The organism is Almyronema sp., assembly GCF_052168255.1.
GTDB classification, from domain to species: domain Bacteria; phylum Cyanobacteriota; class Cyanobacteriia; order Phormidesmidales; family Phormidesmidaceae; genus Sphaerothrix; species Sphaerothrix epifaneia.
In genome coordinates, this window is record NZ_JBQLZL010000016.1 from 1 (window position 1) to 14,174 (window position 14,174).

The 14,174-nt window shown below is 50.7% G+C and carries 15 protein-coding genes; 7 read left to right on the forward strand and 8 right to left on the reverse strand.

The genetic code is table 11. The features are described from left to right. Nucleotides 1-45 precede the first annotated feature (45 nt). The 3 genes from ACTS3T_RS02655 to ACTS3T_RS02665 all read left to right on the forward strand — a co-directional run bounded on the left by ACTS3T_RS02655 (nucleotide 46) and on the right by ACTS3T_RS02665 (nucleotide 1,982). The gene (locus ACTS3T_RS02655; protein WP_377967448.1) at nucleotides 46-981 is read left to right on the forward strand and encodes a nucleoside hydrolase; all 936 of its coding nucleotides are present in this window, start codon (nucleotides 46-48) and stop codon (nucleotides 979-981) included. A gap of 71 nt (nucleotides 982-1,052) precedes the next feature. After that, on the forward strand, nucleotides 1,053-1,640 hold the full coding sequence (locus tag ACTS3T_RS02660) for a hypothetical protein (protein ID WP_377967446.1): 588 nt from the start codon (nucleotides 1,053-1,055) through the stop codon (nucleotides 1,638-1,640). A gap of 30 nt (nucleotides 1,641-1,670) precedes the next feature. Beyond that, complete coding sequence (locus ACTS3T_RS02665; protein ID WP_377967444.1) at nucleotides 1,671-1,982, forward strand: carbon dioxide-concentrating mechanism protein CcmK; 312 nt, start codon at nucleotides 1,671-1,673, stop codon at nucleotides 1,980-1,982. A gap of 199 nt (nucleotides 1,983-2,181) precedes the next feature. Here ACTS3T_RS02665 and ACTS3T_RS02670 read toward each other — a convergent pair whose 3' ends face one another. Further along, nucleotides 2,182-3,159, reverse strand: a complete 978-nt coding sequence (locus tag ACTS3T_RS02670) for an SPFH domain-containing protein (RefSeq protein WP_377967442.1) — start codon at nucleotides 3,157-3,159, stop codon at nucleotides 2,182-2,184. A gap of 15 nt (nucleotides 3,160-3,174) precedes the next feature. Beyond that, on the reverse strand, nucleotides 3,175-3,537 hold the full coding sequence (locus tag ACTS3T_RS02675) for an NfeD family protein (RefSeq protein WP_377967440.1): 363 nt from the start codon (nucleotides 3,535-3,537) through the stop codon (nucleotides 3,175-3,177). Nucleotides 3,538-3,779: 242 nt separating this feature from the next. On the opposite strand from ACTS3T_RS02675, the gene ACTS3T_RS02680 reads away from it, so the two are divergent. Together ACTS3T_RS02680 and ACTS3T_RS02685 are read left to right on the forward strand one after the other, a co-directional pair. Further along, nucleotides 3,780-5,603, forward strand: a complete 1,824-nt coding sequence (locus ACTS3T_RS02680; protein ID WP_377967438.1) for a PP2C family protein-serine/threonine phosphatase — start codon at nucleotides 3,780-3,782, stop codon at nucleotides 5,601-5,603. Nucleotides 5,604-5,730: 127 nt separating this feature from the next. Then, nucleotides 5,731-5,970, forward strand: coding sequence for a ferredoxin-thioredoxin reductase variable chain (locus ACTS3T_RS02685; RefSeq protein ID WP_377967436.1), 240 nt, complete (start codon nucleotides 5,731-5,733; stop codon nucleotides 5,968-5,970). 86 nt (nucleotides 5,971-6,056) lie between these two features. Here the strand turns inward: ACTS3T_RS02685 and ACTS3T_RS02690 are convergent, their stop codons facing one another. The 5 genes from ACTS3T_RS02690 to ACTS3T_RS02710 all read right to left on the reverse strand — a co-directional run bounded on the left by ACTS3T_RS02690 (nucleotide 6,057) and on the right by ACTS3T_RS02710 (nucleotide 9,536). After that, nucleotides 6,057-6,323: a hypothetical protein gene (locus ACTS3T_RS02690; RefSeq protein WP_377967434.1), complete on the reverse strand. Its 267-nt coding sequence runs from the start codon at nucleotides 6,321-6,323 to the stop codon at nucleotides 6,057-6,059. Nucleotides 6,324-6,645: 322 nt separating this feature from the next. Further along, nucleotides 6,646-7,026, reverse strand: a complete 381-nt coding sequence (locus ACTS3T_RS02695; protein ID WP_377967432.1) for a response regulator transcription factor — start codon at nucleotides 7,024-7,026, stop codon at nucleotides 6,646-6,648. 169 nt (nucleotides 7,027-7,195) lie between these two features. Then, nucleotides 7,196-7,900: a Crp/Fnr family transcriptional regulator gene (locus ACTS3T_RS02700; RefSeq protein ID WP_377967430.1), complete on the reverse strand. Its 705-nt coding sequence runs from the start codon at nucleotides 7,898-7,900 to the stop codon at nucleotides 7,196-7,198. 129 nt (nucleotides 7,901-8,029) lie between these two features. Further along, nucleotides 8,030-8,422 (reverse strand): response regulator, encoded by a 393-nt coding sequence (locus tag ACTS3T_RS02705; protein ID WP_377967428.1) that lies wholly within the window; start codon nucleotides 8,420-8,422, stop codon nucleotides 8,030-8,032. A 250-nt stretch (nucleotides 8,423-8,672) separates the two neighbouring features. Beyond that, nucleotides 8,673-9,536 carry a M28 family peptidase gene (locus ACTS3T_RS02710; protein ID WP_377967426.1) on the reverse strand — a complete coding sequence of 288 codons (864 nt, stop codon included), beginning with the start codon at nucleotides 9,534-9,536 and terminating at the stop codon, nucleotides 8,673-8,675. Nucleotides 9,537-9,823: 287 nt separating this feature from the next. Between ACTS3T_RS02710 and ACTS3T_RS02715 the strand changes: the two genes are divergently transcribed. Both ACTS3T_RS02715 and ACTS3T_RS02720 read left to right on the forward strand, forming a co-directional pair. Beyond that, nucleotides 9,824-11,248 (forward strand): septal ring lytic transglycosylase RlpA family protein, encoded by a 1,425-nt coding sequence (locus tag ACTS3T_RS02715; protein WP_377967425.1) that lies wholly within the window; start codon nucleotides 9,824-9,826, stop codon nucleotides 11,246-11,248. Between the two features lie 111 nt (nucleotides 11,249-11,359). Then, nucleotides 11,360-12,718 carry an acetamidase/formamidase family protein gene (locus ACTS3T_RS02720; protein ID WP_377967423.1) on the forward strand — a complete coding sequence of 453 codons (1,359 nt, stop codon included), beginning with the start codon at nucleotides 11,360-11,362 and terminating at the stop codon, nucleotides 12,716-12,718. Between the two features lie 434 nt (nucleotides 12,719-13,152). Here ACTS3T_RS02720 and ACTS3T_RS02725 read toward each other — a convergent pair whose 3' ends face one another. Next, on the reverse strand, nucleotides 13,153-13,965 hold the full coding sequence (locus ACTS3T_RS02725; RefSeq protein WP_377967421.1) for a mechanosensitive ion channel family protein: 813 nt from the start codon (nucleotides 13,963-13,965) through the stop codon (nucleotides 13,153-13,155). Between the last annotated feature and the right edge of the window lie 209 nt (nucleotides 13,966-14,174).

Genomic DNA, 14,174 nt, shown 5'->3' on the forward strand with positions numbered 1-14,174 from the left:
CGGATTGGTACCGCTATATTTGGGAGAGTATGAGCCGATAACAGCATGCCTGCTCTGCCTTTAATTATTGACTGTGATCCGGGTGTGGATGATGCGATCGCCCTTCTCCTTGCCCTCGCTTCCCCCGAATTCAACCTGCTCGGCATCACCACCGTTGCGGGCAACGTGCCGCTAGCCCTAACCGAGAAAAACGCCCGCAAAATTTGTCAGCTCGCTGGACGGACAGAAATAGGGGTGTATGCTGGCTGTCCGCGACCGCTGATGCGACCTTTGGTAACGGCAGAGCATGTGCATGGCAGTACGGGGCTAGAGGGGGCAGATTTGCCAGAACCGACCTTGCCCCTGCGATCGCAACACGCCGTTAACTTTTTAATTGAGCAGCTCACCCAGGCTCAGCAGCCGATTACCGTAGCGGCGTTAGGGCCATTGACTAACATCGCCGTGGCGCTGATTCAGCAACCCCAAATTTTGGTAAACCTCAAAGAATTGGTGATTATGGGAGGGGCTGTTACCCAAGGCAACGTCACCCCCTCGGCTGAGTTCAACTTTTATGTTGATCCGCATGCGGCCAAAGTGGTATTTGAGTCAGGGGCAAAGCTGACTTTGATTAGCTTAGACGTTACTCATCAGGCATTGACCACGCCAGAACGGCTAGCCGAAATTCGGGCGATCGCCTGCCCCGTCTGCCAAGCGGCGGCTGATTTGCTTACCTACTATGGCGTGGCGGATGCGCTCAATCATGGTTTGCCCGGTGCGCCGTTGCACGACCCCTGCGTGATTGCCTATTTGCTCAACGCTGATTTGTTTACAGGCCAAGCTGCTGCCGTGGCGATCGAAACTCAGAGCCAGTTGACGCTGGGTCGCAGTGTCGTAGACTTTCTGCCGGGGGTGGCGCAGGCTGCCAATGCCACGGTATTACAAACCATTGACGCCGCCAGGTTTTACCAATTGTTGACTGACCGTTTGAGCACGTATCGCTAGAGGGGCATAAAACCCCCTTACCCCCGAATCCCCTGATAGAATAAAGGCACCTTGCTCACCAGAACAACTCGATGAGCTATACAACCGAGCAACTGCTGGAAATTCTCGATCAAGAACTTCGGGCAGCCTGGAGAGGCGAACGGGTGCTGCTGTCTTCCAGCGATCGCCTCAACAACTCGGTGGTGGCCAAAGCGCTGGGTTCCGAAAAACTCAGCAAGGTCTTTGCTATTCAAGATTTTAGAGAACAGGTACACCAATACCAACGAGAACATGAGGTTTCGGGGTTGGTCTGGCATACCTGTCGCTTTCAGGGGCGTTCAATTCGCTTTCCGGAGTTGCATCCCCAGCTCACGGCGATCGCCCAAGATCGACAGACACTCATAGCTGCTAAAGCCGCAGTCATTGCCTTTTGGCGCGAGTCGTTAGGTGAAATGCGGCTTTGGCTGGCGGGACGTCCGCCGCAACCGACCACCCTAGCGCACGTAGAACGGCTGATTCATTCAACCGAATGGGCCGAAATTGACGCCACCCGCACCGAACTGTATTTGAGCCTGTGCTGGGGCGACCCCAAAGACTGTCGCTGTGACTGGGCGCGGCCTGATTCTGGGTGCGAACGAATTATTGCAGCGATCGCCGAACCCAGTTCGATCAAGGTATAGTTAGGGGCTAGAGCTTAGGAGTCAAAGGGTATGCCGATTGCAGTGGGCGTGATTGAAACCCAAACCTTTCCGGCCATTTTAGCCGCCGCAGATGCAATGGTGAAAGCAGGCCGGGTCACCATTGTGGTGCAAGATCGCTCTGAAAGTGGCCGTCAGTTTGTCTCAGTGCGCGGCCCCCTCTCAGAGGTCAAGCGAGCGGTAGAAGCAGGCATTACTGCTGCCAATGCTTGCCCTGGCTTTGCTGAGGTGACTACGCACTATATTGTGCCTAACCCCCCCGAAAATTTGGAGGCCGTCTTGCCGATTGCCTTTAGCGAAGAATCAGAACCGTTCTGGGTATAGGCATTTTCTATCCGCTAAGGGCGGCAGGAAAGCTTTTCTGTCAGCGGCTTTTAACTATTTTTAGCCATTCAAGGTCGCTAGGGTGACGATAGCTAATCCTAAGCTATGCCCCAAACAGTCGGGGGCGGTCAATAGGCCGCCCCCACAAATCCGCACCATATTCTAGAAACAGGGTGGGGCAACCGTCCCAGAAAAACGGTTAAGACCCTACGCGATCGCCTGCAAGCCCATCCGTGTGGCCTACAATCGCCCGCATCCCTTCCAGCGTCGCCGGAATGCTGCGCGGATCCATAAACATCACCTTGCTGCTGCCGCTGGTGCCAATTTCTTCGCTGGTTTCAATGTAGCTTTGCGCTAGCAAAAACTGAAGCGCGTCCCGTGCCCCCGGATCGCTCTTGAGCGTGCGAGCAATGACTCCAATTGCTTCTGAGGTGGCCTGGGCTTTGAGAACTTCTTCTTGGCGGTAAGCTTGCGCCCGCAGCACGATCGCTTTTTGGTCGGCTTCTGCGTCTAAAATCGCCGCTTTTTGCCGCGCTTCAGCAGCCAGTACATCGGCTTCAGCCCGACCTCTAGCCGAGTTAACAGCCGCTTCGCGTTCGCCTTCAGAAGTGAGAACAGCCGCCCGCTTGCGTCGTTCTGCCGCCATTTGTAGCTCCATGGAGTCTTGTACGGCTTTAGAGGGCACAATGTCGCGTAGCTCAACGCGAGTAACCTTAACACCCCAAGGATCGGTAGAGATATCTAGCTCTCGCAGCAAAATTTCGTTGATTTCAGAACGGGCGGTAAAGGTTTCGTCGAGTTCGAGCTTACCCATCTCAGAGCGAATTTGAGTGAGGACGAGGTTGACCATTGCCGATTGTAGATTTTCAACCTTGTAGTAAGCCTTTTCAATATCAACGATCCGCCAGTAAACGACGGCATCAACGCTGATCGATACGTTGTCGCGGGTAATACACTGTTGCGGGGGGACATCTAGAACCCGCTCTCGAATCGTCTGGCGGTAAACGATTTTGTCTACAAACGGCACCAAAAAATTCATGCCGGGAGAAAGTTTTTTGCCGTTGTACTTACCCAGCGTTTCGACGAGGGCTTCGTCACTTTGGTTGATGATTTTGACGGAGCTAGCGGCAATAGAGCCACCAAAAATTAAGACAATCAAAAACGTAAACGGATTCATAGTTTAAATTCCTAATTAATGCAGTTCGCTTTCTGGCAAAACCAGCAGCGTATTGCCATTGCGACCAACTACTAAAACGGGCTGATCTGCCGCGATCGCTAACCGACTGTCTTCACAACGAGCTTGCCAGGAGTTGCCCTCATAGAGAACTCTGCCTGCTTGCCCCGGCGGAATAGAGGTAAGGGTGCGGGCTTCAGTCGAGTCCATCAAAATTCGGGGGGTATTTTTGGGGACAAGCCGCTTTAACAGAAAGAGAAACACCAGCGAAAAAACCATCCACAGTCCTACCTGAAATTCAAACTGTGGTACAACCGGAGTCAAAAGTGCTGTTAGAAAAGCGCTAATTCCCAAAGCGGACTCTAAAAAATCTGTGGGCAAAAGCAGCTCCATTAAGCAGAGAGCTGCCCCTATTAAAACCCAGAACAAGGCAAGGCTCATGGTTTAATCGATTTCTCTCAATAAGTGATTCAAAAGATTCAATGTCGATTCCGCAGATTTTCACGCCTCACTGCAACAGCCTCTTTGCAAAAATCCTCTAGGATTAATCTAGCCTCTTCATCCAAGTCGTGAAGCCTTTGGTTAACTTGTTGTAAGGGTACCCGACCCTCGCCTCTCAGCCTATGACCCCTTCTGAGCTACCCTCTACACCAAAAAAACGCTATCTCTGGGCTGTAGGAGCAGAGGTAGATACGATCGCTGTGGGTGAAACCTTTAGCGATCGCTATCGGGTGGTAGCGCCGGGTATATGGCTTGACTTGACGCCAGCGATCATTCCCCAAGCGCCAACGGAACTGCCCGATCTGGCGCTGCCCTATCTCAAGGCGCATCCTTATCGGCTGCATGTTCCGGGCGTTTATGACATTCTCTCGTCCACCGCCGACTGTCCTCTCTTTTTGCTCGACAATGCGCCAATTAATCGAGGTGGGCAACTGTACCCATCGCTAAAGACGGTTTGGCCGCTGACGCCGCCGCAACGACAGGTTTACTGGCTCTGGCAGATCTGGCAGCTTTGGCAACCGCTGTCGGAGTTAGGGGTGGCGGCTAGTTTGCTGTCTCTAGACGAAGAAGTGCGAACGGAAGGTTGGCGCGTTCGCATTCGGCAATTTTTGACCGTACCGACGCCAACGCTGGCTGACCTGGCGGCGGCTTGGCAAGGGTTAATTGCAGGGGCGCGTCCGCCTTTGGTGGAGGGGTTGCGCAGCCTGATTGAACAACTCCGCGCCAGAGAGGTGGTGGCAGCAGACATTACCGTTCAGCTCAACCGTTTGCTGCTGAGTTTGACCGCTACCGCTGCGCTGCAACTGCAAACCACAGGGTTGACCAGCGCTGGCCCCAGTCAGGCTCGCAACGAAGATGCTTGCTACCCCGATCTGAGCAACGCCAAGCGATCGCGCTCGGGACAAACACCTGTGCCTAACATCGCTATTGTTTGCGACGGCATTGGCGGCCACGAAGGGGGAGAGGTGGCTAGCCAGATTGTCGTGCGATCGCTACAGCTACAGCTACAGGCTTTTTTGCGAGAAACCCTAGAGCAAGACGATATTTTAACGCCCGATTTGGTAGCCGAGCAGCTTGAGGCGGGTATTCGCGTTATCAACAACCTGATTGCTAGCCAAAACGACAGCCAGGGACGCGCCGATCGCCAACGCATGGGCACCACGCTGGTGATGGCGTTACAACTGCCTCAGCGCATCCGCACCCCCACAGGCTGGAAAGCAACCAACGAACTTTATATTATTCATGTGGGCGATAGCCGCGCCTACTGGATTACGCCAGAGTATTGCCATCTGCTCACCATAGATGATGACTTGGCGAATCGAGAAGTGCAGGCGGCTCGTAGCTTGTATGTCACCGCCTCTCAGCAAGAAAATGCAGCAGCCCTGACGCAGGCGATTGGCACCCGTGAATCTAATCTGCTGCATCCTCATATTCAGCGGTTTGTAATTGAAGAAAGCGGCGTGTTGCTACTGTGTACCGATGGTTTGAGCGATCGCCAGCGGGTAGAAGACTCTTGGGCTAACTATATTGGCCTAATTGTTAAAGATATTGTTTCGCTAGAAGCTGCGGCAGAGTCTTGGCTAGAACTGGCTAACCAAAAAAACGGCCACGACAATACAGCCGTGGTGCTGATGCGCTGCGATTTGGGGGCAGATTCTGCTGTAACAGACCCCACCGGACGGCTGGCAACCTTGCAAGATACGCTCACTTACGAAATGACCGAAGCTTCAAAAGTTTTGCTCTATGGCGAAGACGATCAAAGCGATGTCATCCCCGATTTACAAACCGTGCCAACCGAAACCTCAGCTCAAAAAACCTGGTTCATGGCGTTGCTAATTGTGCTGTTGCTGGCTGTGGCGGGGGGCTTGCTGTGGTGGTGGCTCGATCGCTCCGGTCGGCAGTTGACCCCAGAGACGGCACCGAGTCCGGTCGAAACGTTAGAGTGATTTGCCCATAGGATTCATGATTCCTAAAGCTAGGATGGGGCAATCCTGTGCAAAGATAATAAGGTTGCAAGCCCATCAGTCTACTAGCGCTGTAGAGGCGGTTCGAAGGTCAGTATTCAATACGCTTATGAAAGTCGGCGATCGCGTTCGCGTTAAAAGCTCAATAACGTTTTATAACCATCCCCTCCATCGCAACCAGCCCTTCGATGCCAAAGGATTAGAAGGTACGGTCGTGCAAGTTTTAGATGACTGGCAGGGGAGAAAAATTAGCCCTAATTTTCCAATTTGTGTGGAATTTCCGGTTGAAGCGTCTAAGAAAAACTTCAAAGTTCACCTGCGAGAAGATGAACTAGAAGCGGTTGAATAGCCTCCTCAGTCACATTATCGAGTTGGTTAACGCTAGCTTGGGCAAATCCCCTCATTTGAGGGGATTTTTTGCACCTATCGGCAGTTTTAGCGAATCAAATAGCTCATCACTTCGCCTTGAGCCGGGGTGAGCAAAAGGCCGCTTTCCGGCACCACAATCTGTCGGCTCCAGCGAAACTGCTCTGTGTAGTTGAGCACATGCAGCAGGTGAATGGTTTGCTGCACGCGGGCGGCAGAACCCAGCAACAGATGACGCAGCGGTTCGCGATCGCCGGGTGCAGCCGGGGGCGTTAGCCAAAGGGGGCTGTTCGCCCCACCGCTAGGGATGGGCGAAGCCGTATAAGCCAAAAACATGAGGGATTCCTCCAAAAAGGTGTGGATGGAATCCCAAAAATTTGGCCGCCCAGACAGTAAGACAAGTCGGGACGGCTAAAATAACTCTAGCCTCCGAGACTGGTGATTTCAGTCGTGGGGGTAAGGTATCGGGCGTTGTTGGCGCAATTCCCGGTACCGCTGACCAAATTTTTGGGACAAAACCAGCTGCGGGTAAACAGCTATAGCTCAAAACGCTATCGGATTTGGCAAAACAAGTCAAGTTGTTGTGATAACTTTCAGCAAAAGTTTGCTTCGACCGTTGCGGAACGTATGGGTGATAGGGCGGTAGCCCGATCAGCCGCTAATCACAAAGCTGGTGGAGCAAATCCATTAGCTGCTGGGCGTCTGCCGGATAGGTGACATATTCATTAGCCCCTACTTGCTGATTTTGACCTGATAACGCTTCTTCAAAGCGATCGGCAATCACCACGATCGGCGTTTGCGCTGGAAACGCTAGCTGCGATCGCAGGCGTAACCCCATTTTGAGAAAGTTTTCAATAGAATCCCCCACCTGGTTGAGCAAAATTAGGTCAGGATATTTTGTTTGGTTTTGCATCCGCGCGATCGCATCGGCTTCGTCTAGTGAAATGATGACTTCAAAGCCAGCTATCATCAAGTTTTGTCGTAGCAATGGCCGAGTTTCGTCATCCATTTCTACAAGCAAAATTTCGGGCTTTTGCATCTTTTGATTTGTCTGCAAATCACTCATTCTCTATCTTACTTTTCGGCTCTAAAATCACCTAAAAATTACCCTCTAAAACTTAAAGCGTTAAAGACAGTTTATCGCCAGATAATTTTTAATTCAAAAACAATGCTTTAACGAATCAACAGGTTTCAGCAAGCATTCATTTTCAATAGTCATGAACTCCCAATAAACGATCGTATTCGTCTATAACAACCCTAAAACATTCGCAAGCAGCCGATTCTAAACCCGATCGATCTACAATTTTGACATAGCCATTGCGATACTGAATCAACCCTTGCCTTTGTAGAGCCTGAGCGGATTGCGTTACCCCGGCTCGCCGCACCCCTAACATATCGGCAATAAAGCCTTGGGTTAAATACAATTCGTCTTTTTCTATTCGCTCGCTCGACTCTAAAAGCCACCGGGCTAGGCGTTGCTCTAAAACGTGTAAACGATTGCAAGCCGTGGTTTGAGAAATCTGAGCAATCAGCGCTTGGGTGTAGCGCAGCACGATATCTCGCATTTCTTTGTTAGTGTCAAACTCTGCCAAAAGCGGCGGCGCATCAGCCCGAATCGCCTGACCCGAAATCTGGACAATGTATTCTGTTTGAGTTGTTTCTGCACTTCCCATAAAAGCGTTGATGCCTAGCAAGTCACGATTACCCACAAGCCCCGTTTCTGCCGTATTACCACTTTCAGTTGTGATCGTAATCGACAAGAGACAATCAATTGGAAAGTACAAATATTCAATAATATTGGTAGGCCGATGCAAGATAGTCCCTTGTTCTAAATAAATCTCCGTCAAATGTGGTTTTAGCTTTTGATAAAGCTGGGGTGACATGACCGATAGCAGTCGATTGCGATGAGCCAATCCGTTTCTGCTGCTAGAGTTTTCCATGCAGATATCAGAAGTAGTAGTTGGGGCAGCTAAATCGAGTAATGCTTTTAGATTATCGGTTAAGCTGACAATGGCTCTACCGTATGGGCTGAGTAAAAAAAATTAAGCAGTCTTGCCAACTAACGCTACAACAATAGAAATTAACTCGTCGTAATCGAACGGTTTGGGCAAATGCTGACAAAAGCCTGCGGCTATGGCGCGATCGCGATCGCGTTGCCATACAGAAGCCGTGAGGGCAATGGCAGGAATAGACTTTTGCTGTTTGATCTGGCGTACTAGCGAGTAGCCATTGGCATCTGCAAGGCGGAGTTCACTGATCAAAATATGTGGTTGCGATTTTTTGAGCAGGTGCAGCGCTTCTTGAGCGGTTGTGGCAGTTGTTACGTCCGTACAACCACATTGTTCAAAAATGACTTTTAGTAAATACAGCGAATCTGGATCGCTGTCTACTGCCATTACCCGAACACCCTTTAAATCGGCAAAATCGTTACTCATAAGCCAAGTAATTATGCGTTACTTCACTGCTGGTTTAAGGGGACGCATGACGTTTTTCAGGAAGCGGTCTAGGTTTGGGCGAAACTCTGTAAGCCCAAACATCGGCTCAACACATTAATAGCCGTAACTAAATAACAACTACTCGCGATAGTAGTTTAGCCGTTTGCAAGAATTCAGTACGAAACCGTACTTCTCTCTGTAAAAGTCAAAGAAACTAAATAAAATTAATACCTGTGCGTAGTAAAAATTTTCAAAGCAAGCGAATGCCTTGAAACAGCCCCCAGCAGACCTGCGTGAGGCGGTCTAAATCCAGCGTTTCTAAGCGATCGCTCGGTTGGTGATAATGGGGATTGCGCAAATTTGCCGTATCGGTCACTAAAATAGCCCGGTAGCCTGCGTCCCAAAAAGGCGCGTGGTCGCTGCGGCGGGTATCGGGGACTAGCTTTCCTCGCTGCCCTGCGGGTAGCCACGGGGCGGGCATCCCCGCCTGCGAAAGGTGTTTAGACAGGTGAATGAGGTGCGGCAGCGATCGCCAGTTGCCAATTAGCCCCACAAAGTTACCGCTCTGAGGAAAAAAGTATTTCAATCCTGGCGGGTAGTGCTGAGAACCGGGGCGATCGTCGTAGTAGCCCAGCATTTCTAGCGAGAGCATCAGCCGTAAGCGCTGGTTGGCTTTTTGCAACTGCTCCACGCAAAATCGGCTACCAGCTAGCCCGTATTCTTCTAAATCAAAGGCGACTAAGATCAACGGCGATCGCCCTGGCTGCTCAGACCACAAACGGGCTAGCTCTAGCAACACCGCTACTCCCGAAGCATTGTCGTCTGCCCCTGGCGAACCCACGACCGTATCATAGTGGGCACCCGCTAAAATCGGTAGCGCTACTGGTTTTTGAGCCGCAGGCGATAAAGGCAATAGCCAGTTGACATGGAGCTGACGGCGGACTGTAAACCGCTGCGCTTCAACCTTGCCCCACTGGGATAGCTGCTGCTGTACATACTGCCGCGCCAACTGATAGTGAGCTGTGGCTAAAAACGGATCGCGGGGGTGGCTAAGCTGCTGTAGATGCGATCGCAGGTTTTCCTTAAGTTTTGTAAGAGACGCTTGACTGGTCAATTACTAAGTTACGTAAATTGGCTGACCCCAACCGCTAAACTCAATGTCTATCATCAGGGAGATCTGTTGGTCTGTGTTTTAAGTCACACTAGTCAACACTTTATACTCACAAAGCAAACGCTAAAAGACCGATAAAGTCTAAATTGGCTAGGCAGCCCCCGTCTAGTGGCACCGATCCCAAGCTGACATAAAGTTGATACACTAGCTAATCTCTGATTCTGCATCACAGATTACAAAAGTGAGTTGTTTAAACAGTCCTGAGTGAGATCGAACTTCAAATAATAGCAATGAGTTTTTTAGGATTTGTTTGGTTAGCGTCTCTGCTGGGGAGTTTTTTCACTCCGCAACAGTTGACACAACCGCCCAACAAGGAAGCCCCTCAGCGTCCTTTTATTCCCACCTCTATCGGTCATATTCTGACCCTTGTAGGGCAACATCTTAGCCCTAGCGATTCTGCACTCCGTCCTGCAGCCGCCTATAGCTCCTACACGCCACACGGAAGCTTACTCGGTAGCTCTAAAGCATTTTCTCAAAAGTCTTCTGCCGCTTCCAGTTACGTTGTACAAGCAGATTCCCCTTCATCCGGTAACTTTTCGACTTTCTTAAGCCGAGGCGAAGACTATTCGCCGCCTGTGCAGGCTTGGTTTCAAGGGGTTGAGCAGCTAGTGGTTCGCGCTAAGCTGCTTCATGGTGGCGAACTTGGCCTTGAGCCAGAGCTTTCAGCCTTAGTCGAAAATCGCAATGCCCTATTTGCTACCGACAGCGACTTGCCGCTCAATCCGGATCCGGCGGCTGAGGGTGATATTTTGCTGGCTGACATGCTGAGCCAAATTTCAAGCGTCAAAGCGTCGAGCTTTCAGCGCTGGTCTTCAGTGGCGGATATTCAGGTAATTCAAGCTGCGGCCAAGTCAGCCGCCGAAACTAGCCAGCCCCAGGCTAAGGTACAGCAGCTAGCATTGCTTAAGCAGTGTTCTGATTGGCAACCCGTCAGCGACAGCGGCACCGAACCGCAGGCCAGCCAACAGGTTTGGGTGAAAGGTCGCTTAATTGGCACCCTCCGGGACAAAGCCTTTGCCCATCAGTTAGCTAACAAGCTACGCCGCCTACTGCAAGAACAGGTTTTGCGGGCAGAGTTGTTAAAACTGACCCAGGTACAAGGCGTTCCAGCCGCTCAAGTGGGCAACGAAATTCTGTTTGTGGCCAGCAACTTAACCAGCAGCCAGTCTGAGCGGCAGCAGCAGTGGGTAACGATTAAGTGGATCGATCAGTTGCGCCTAGCTTTAGGGGGTGAACCGCTAGATTTAGGTTCAATTCAAGCCCTCTTTTATGGCCTAACCGAAAGCCAAGAGCGCTTCTACGGTACTGCTTCTTGGTATGGCCCTTATTTTCACGGTCGCCAAACGGCTACTGGAGAAATCTTTAACCAAGAGGCGCTCACTGCTGCCCACAAAACGCTGCCTTTTGGCACCCGCCTAAAAATTACCAACCGCTTGAACGATCGCAGCGTTGTAGTTCGCATTAATGATCGTGGCCCGTATATTGGCCAGCGATCGATTGACCTGTCAAGAGCGGCGGCTCGCTGCTTGGGGAGTGAAGGTACGGGGGTTATTCCGTATGAAGCTGTCATTTTACAGCCAATTCCGGAAACCGTCGGCACTGACGATACCCTTGATGCGTCCAAACGGCGTCGTGACCTGCAAGCGCATCGTTAGGTGTCTCAGCACAAATCCACCCCACATCGTCTGAAAAGCTACAAAGTCTAGCCTCAGGTTCCCATACGATAACCACATTTCGAATGTGTTCAATCGTGTGTGAGGAGATAGATGATGCTGCGACGATGGCAGTATGGGCTTTTGAGTGTGGGGATGGTGGCTTTGCTAGGGATACTCAGTGCCAGTGGGGGTTGGCTAGGGCGTGTCGGCGCTCAAGAATCCCAAACGCACTACCTACCCGCCAATGCAGATACCGTTCACTGGGGCTATTTTAGTCAGGCGATCGCGCCTAAACTCACCGTTAACTCTGGCGATACCATTACCGTAGAAACGCTGACTCACCATGCTAACGACGATGCGGCTCGTATGGTAGCGGGCGATGCTGGGGCTGAAAGCGTCTACGCATGGACAGCAGACTTTAAAGCGGTCGATCGCCGGGGGGCGGGTTCTATTGATCCAGCAGTCTATACCAAAGGCGCTGGCGAAGGGGCTGGCGTGCATATTCTCACTGGCCCCATCTATATCAATGGCGCTGAACCGGGTGATGTTTTAGAAGTCCAAATTTTAGATGTTAAACCGCGTCCTAGCGGCAACCCTGACTATTCTGGCCGGACTTTTGGCAGCAATGCCGCTGCCTGGTGGGGCTTCCACTACAATGACCTGATTGAAGAGCCTAAACCTCGCGAAGTTATCACCATCTACGAACTAGACGCGACAGAGTCTGAAGATTATGCCACGGCTCTCTATAGCTATCGCTGGGTACCCCAAAGCGATCCTTATGGCGTTGTTCATGAAGTGATTGACTATCCGGGCGTCCCCGTTGACCACAGTACCGTTGACGAAAATTTTGAGGTTTTGGAAGGTGTGCAAATTCCGGTTCGGCCTCACTTTGGCGTCATTGGGCTGGCCCCTGCCGAAACCGATATTGTCGATTCGATTCCGCCGAGCTATTTTGGCGGCAATATTGATAACTGGCGAATTGGTGAAGGTGCCACAATGTACTACCCGGTAGCCGTAGAAGGCGCTTTGCTGTCGCTAGGAGATCCCCACGCAGCCCAGGGCGACTCGGAACTGGCAGGTACCGCCATTGAAACTTCGCTTACGGGGACGATTAAAGTAACGGTGCACAAGCAGTCGGAGTTGAGCGGTACCGTTCTCGAAGATCTCTACTATCCTCTCCTTGAAACCGACGACGAATACGTTGTCCACGGCTTTAGCTATGCCAATTATCTAGAAGAACTGGGTGAGTCAGCCCAGCAAGATATTTATGGCCAGTCTTCAGTCGATAAAGCTATGCGCGATGCTTTTCGCAAAATGCGCCATTTCTTAATGACCACTCAAGGGATGAGTGAAGATGAGGCGATTACGCTGATGTCTGTAGCGGCTGACTTTGGCATTACCCAGGTCGTTGATGGCAACTGGGGGGTTCACGGCATTTTGAAAAAGTCAATCTTGCCGCCAAACGTTTAAATACGAAAAACCCCAGCAGTCACAGCAGCATGAGGGTGTGCTAACAAGCTGGGGGTTAAAGTCATTCTCCTGAGTTAAGCATGCCCATCCCGTAGAAAGGGCTATCAACCTCAAATAAAGAAGAAGGATTCTGACCCAACAAACAGATAGTCAGAATCCTTCACTGTTTTTATTTTCATAGCCTACAGTTGTAGTCACTCTAGCCAAAGGGTAAGGGCAGCAGCAAAGCTTTTCTGTCAGCGGCTTGCAGCCACTAAAGCAGCTTAACAGGGGTGCTACTGCTATAGCTCTGCTGGCTGCTTTTAGCTATAAATGGGTGCTGATCAGAGCCAACAGGACGACTAGGGTGCGCTCACTTGTTTTTGTTACTTTCAGCAGAAAAATCAAAGATAAAAACGTTTAATTTCTCTGGTTTTTTTATAGCCAATAACGCTTTAAGCAGCCTTTTGAGACACGGCAAAATGCTGTTCAGGAACGGAGAAATTTGCCTCAGCCGCTGTTTCCCGAATAACGCGGTTAGTATCAAAATAAACTTGCCAGTAGTGATTGTTGTGGCAATAAGGCCGTACCGCTAACACAGGCCCCATCGGCGTGAACTCTAATATTTCTACGTCTGGAGCGGGTTCTACCAGTACGTTGGGAATTTGACTGACGCGCTCTTTAAACAAAGCGATCGCATGTTTGTGGTTCACATCATGGTTGAGCTGAGCGACGAGGTCAACCCGACGGAAAGGATTGGCGGAAAAGTTTTGAATCGTGTCTGAAAACAACACATTGTTGCCCACAATGGTTTGTACATTGTCCATTGTGTCGATAGTCGTAACAAATAAGCCAATCTCTTTCACGGTACCCGTTACCCCCCCTGCCGTGACAAAGTCGCCCACTTTGAAGGGGTGGAAAATAATGAGAAAAGCACCTGCGGCGAAGTGAGCCAGCAATCCACTCCAAGCGGCTCCAATCGCAATACCAGCCGCCGCCAGCAGCGCTGCAAAAGAAGTCGTTTCGATGCCAAAAAAGCCCAAAATTGCCACAATTAAGACAACATTGAGCAAAACGCCCAACGTCGCTTTTAAGTAGACCAGGAGCGTTTCTTCTACACCACTGCGACGAAAAGCTTGGGTGAGTAGATTCATGGCTAAGCCAATTAGCCAGCGGCCTACAAACCAAAAAACAATGGCCCCCAAAATTTTGAGGCCCAAAGCCACTACGACATCAATCGTATTGGTGAGAACTACATTAAAGTCCATCAATATGGCTCCTTGAGGGAAATCCCCAACAATGATTTCAGATCACCTCACAGAGCTGATTTCACTATAAGTCTTGAAAAAGTTGCTCAAACTTCATCAGAACTTTAGAATTTGACTGACCAAAAACTCAGTTCGTGTAGCTTAACGTTTTTGTCAAGCGAATGATGGCTGATTTATCAAGCGTCTTTGGTCTATTGATGGGTCAGGTT

Coding starts and splice junctions, on each gene's coding strand:
- ACTS3T_RS02655 (WP_377967448.1), top strand. CDS start 46: ATGCCTGCTCTGCCTTTAATTATTGACTGTGATCCGGGTGTGGATGAT.
- ACTS3T_RS02660 (WP_377967446.1), top strand. CDS start 1,053: ATGAGCTATACAACCGAGCAACTGCTGGAAATTCTCGATCAAGAACTT.
- ACTS3T_RS02665 (WP_377967444.1), top strand. CDS start 1,671: ATGCCGATTGCAGTGGGCGTGATTGAAACCCAAACCTTTCCGGCCATT.
- ACTS3T_RS02670 (WP_377967442.1), bottom strand. CDS start 3,159: ATGAATCCGTTTACGTTTTTGATTGTCTTAATTTTTGGTGGCTCTATT.
- ACTS3T_RS02680 (WP_377967438.1), top strand. CDS start 3,780: ATGACCCCTTCTGAGCTACCCTCTACACCAAAAAAACGCTATCTCTGG.
- ACTS3T_RS02685 (WP_377967436.1), top strand. CDS start 5,731: ATGAAAGTCGGCGATCGCGTTCGCGTTAAAAGCTCAATAACGTTTTAT.
- ACTS3T_RS02690 (WP_377967434.1), bottom strand. CDS start 6,323: ATGTTTTTGGCTTATACGGCTTCGCCCATCCCTAGCGGTGGGGCGAAC.
- ACTS3T_RS02695 (WP_377967432.1), bottom strand. CDS start 7,026: ATGCAAAAGCCCGAAATTTTGCTTGTAGAAATGGATGACGAAACTCGG.
- ACTS3T_RS02705 (WP_377967428.1), bottom strand. CDS start 8,422: ATGAGTAACGATTTTGCCGATTTAAAGGGTGTTCGGGTAATGGCAGTA.
- ACTS3T_RS02715 (WP_377967425.1), top strand. CDS start 9,824: ATGAGTTTTTTAGGATTTGTTTGGTTAGCGTCTCTGCTGGGGAGTTTT.
- ACTS3T_RS02720 (WP_377967423.1), top strand. CDS start 11,360: ATGATGCTGCGACGATGGCAGTATGGGCTTTTGAGTGTGGGGATGGTG.
- ACTS3T_RS02725 (WP_377967421.1), bottom strand. CDS start 13,965: ATGGACTTTAATGTAGTTCTCACCAATACGATTGATGTCGTAGTGGCT.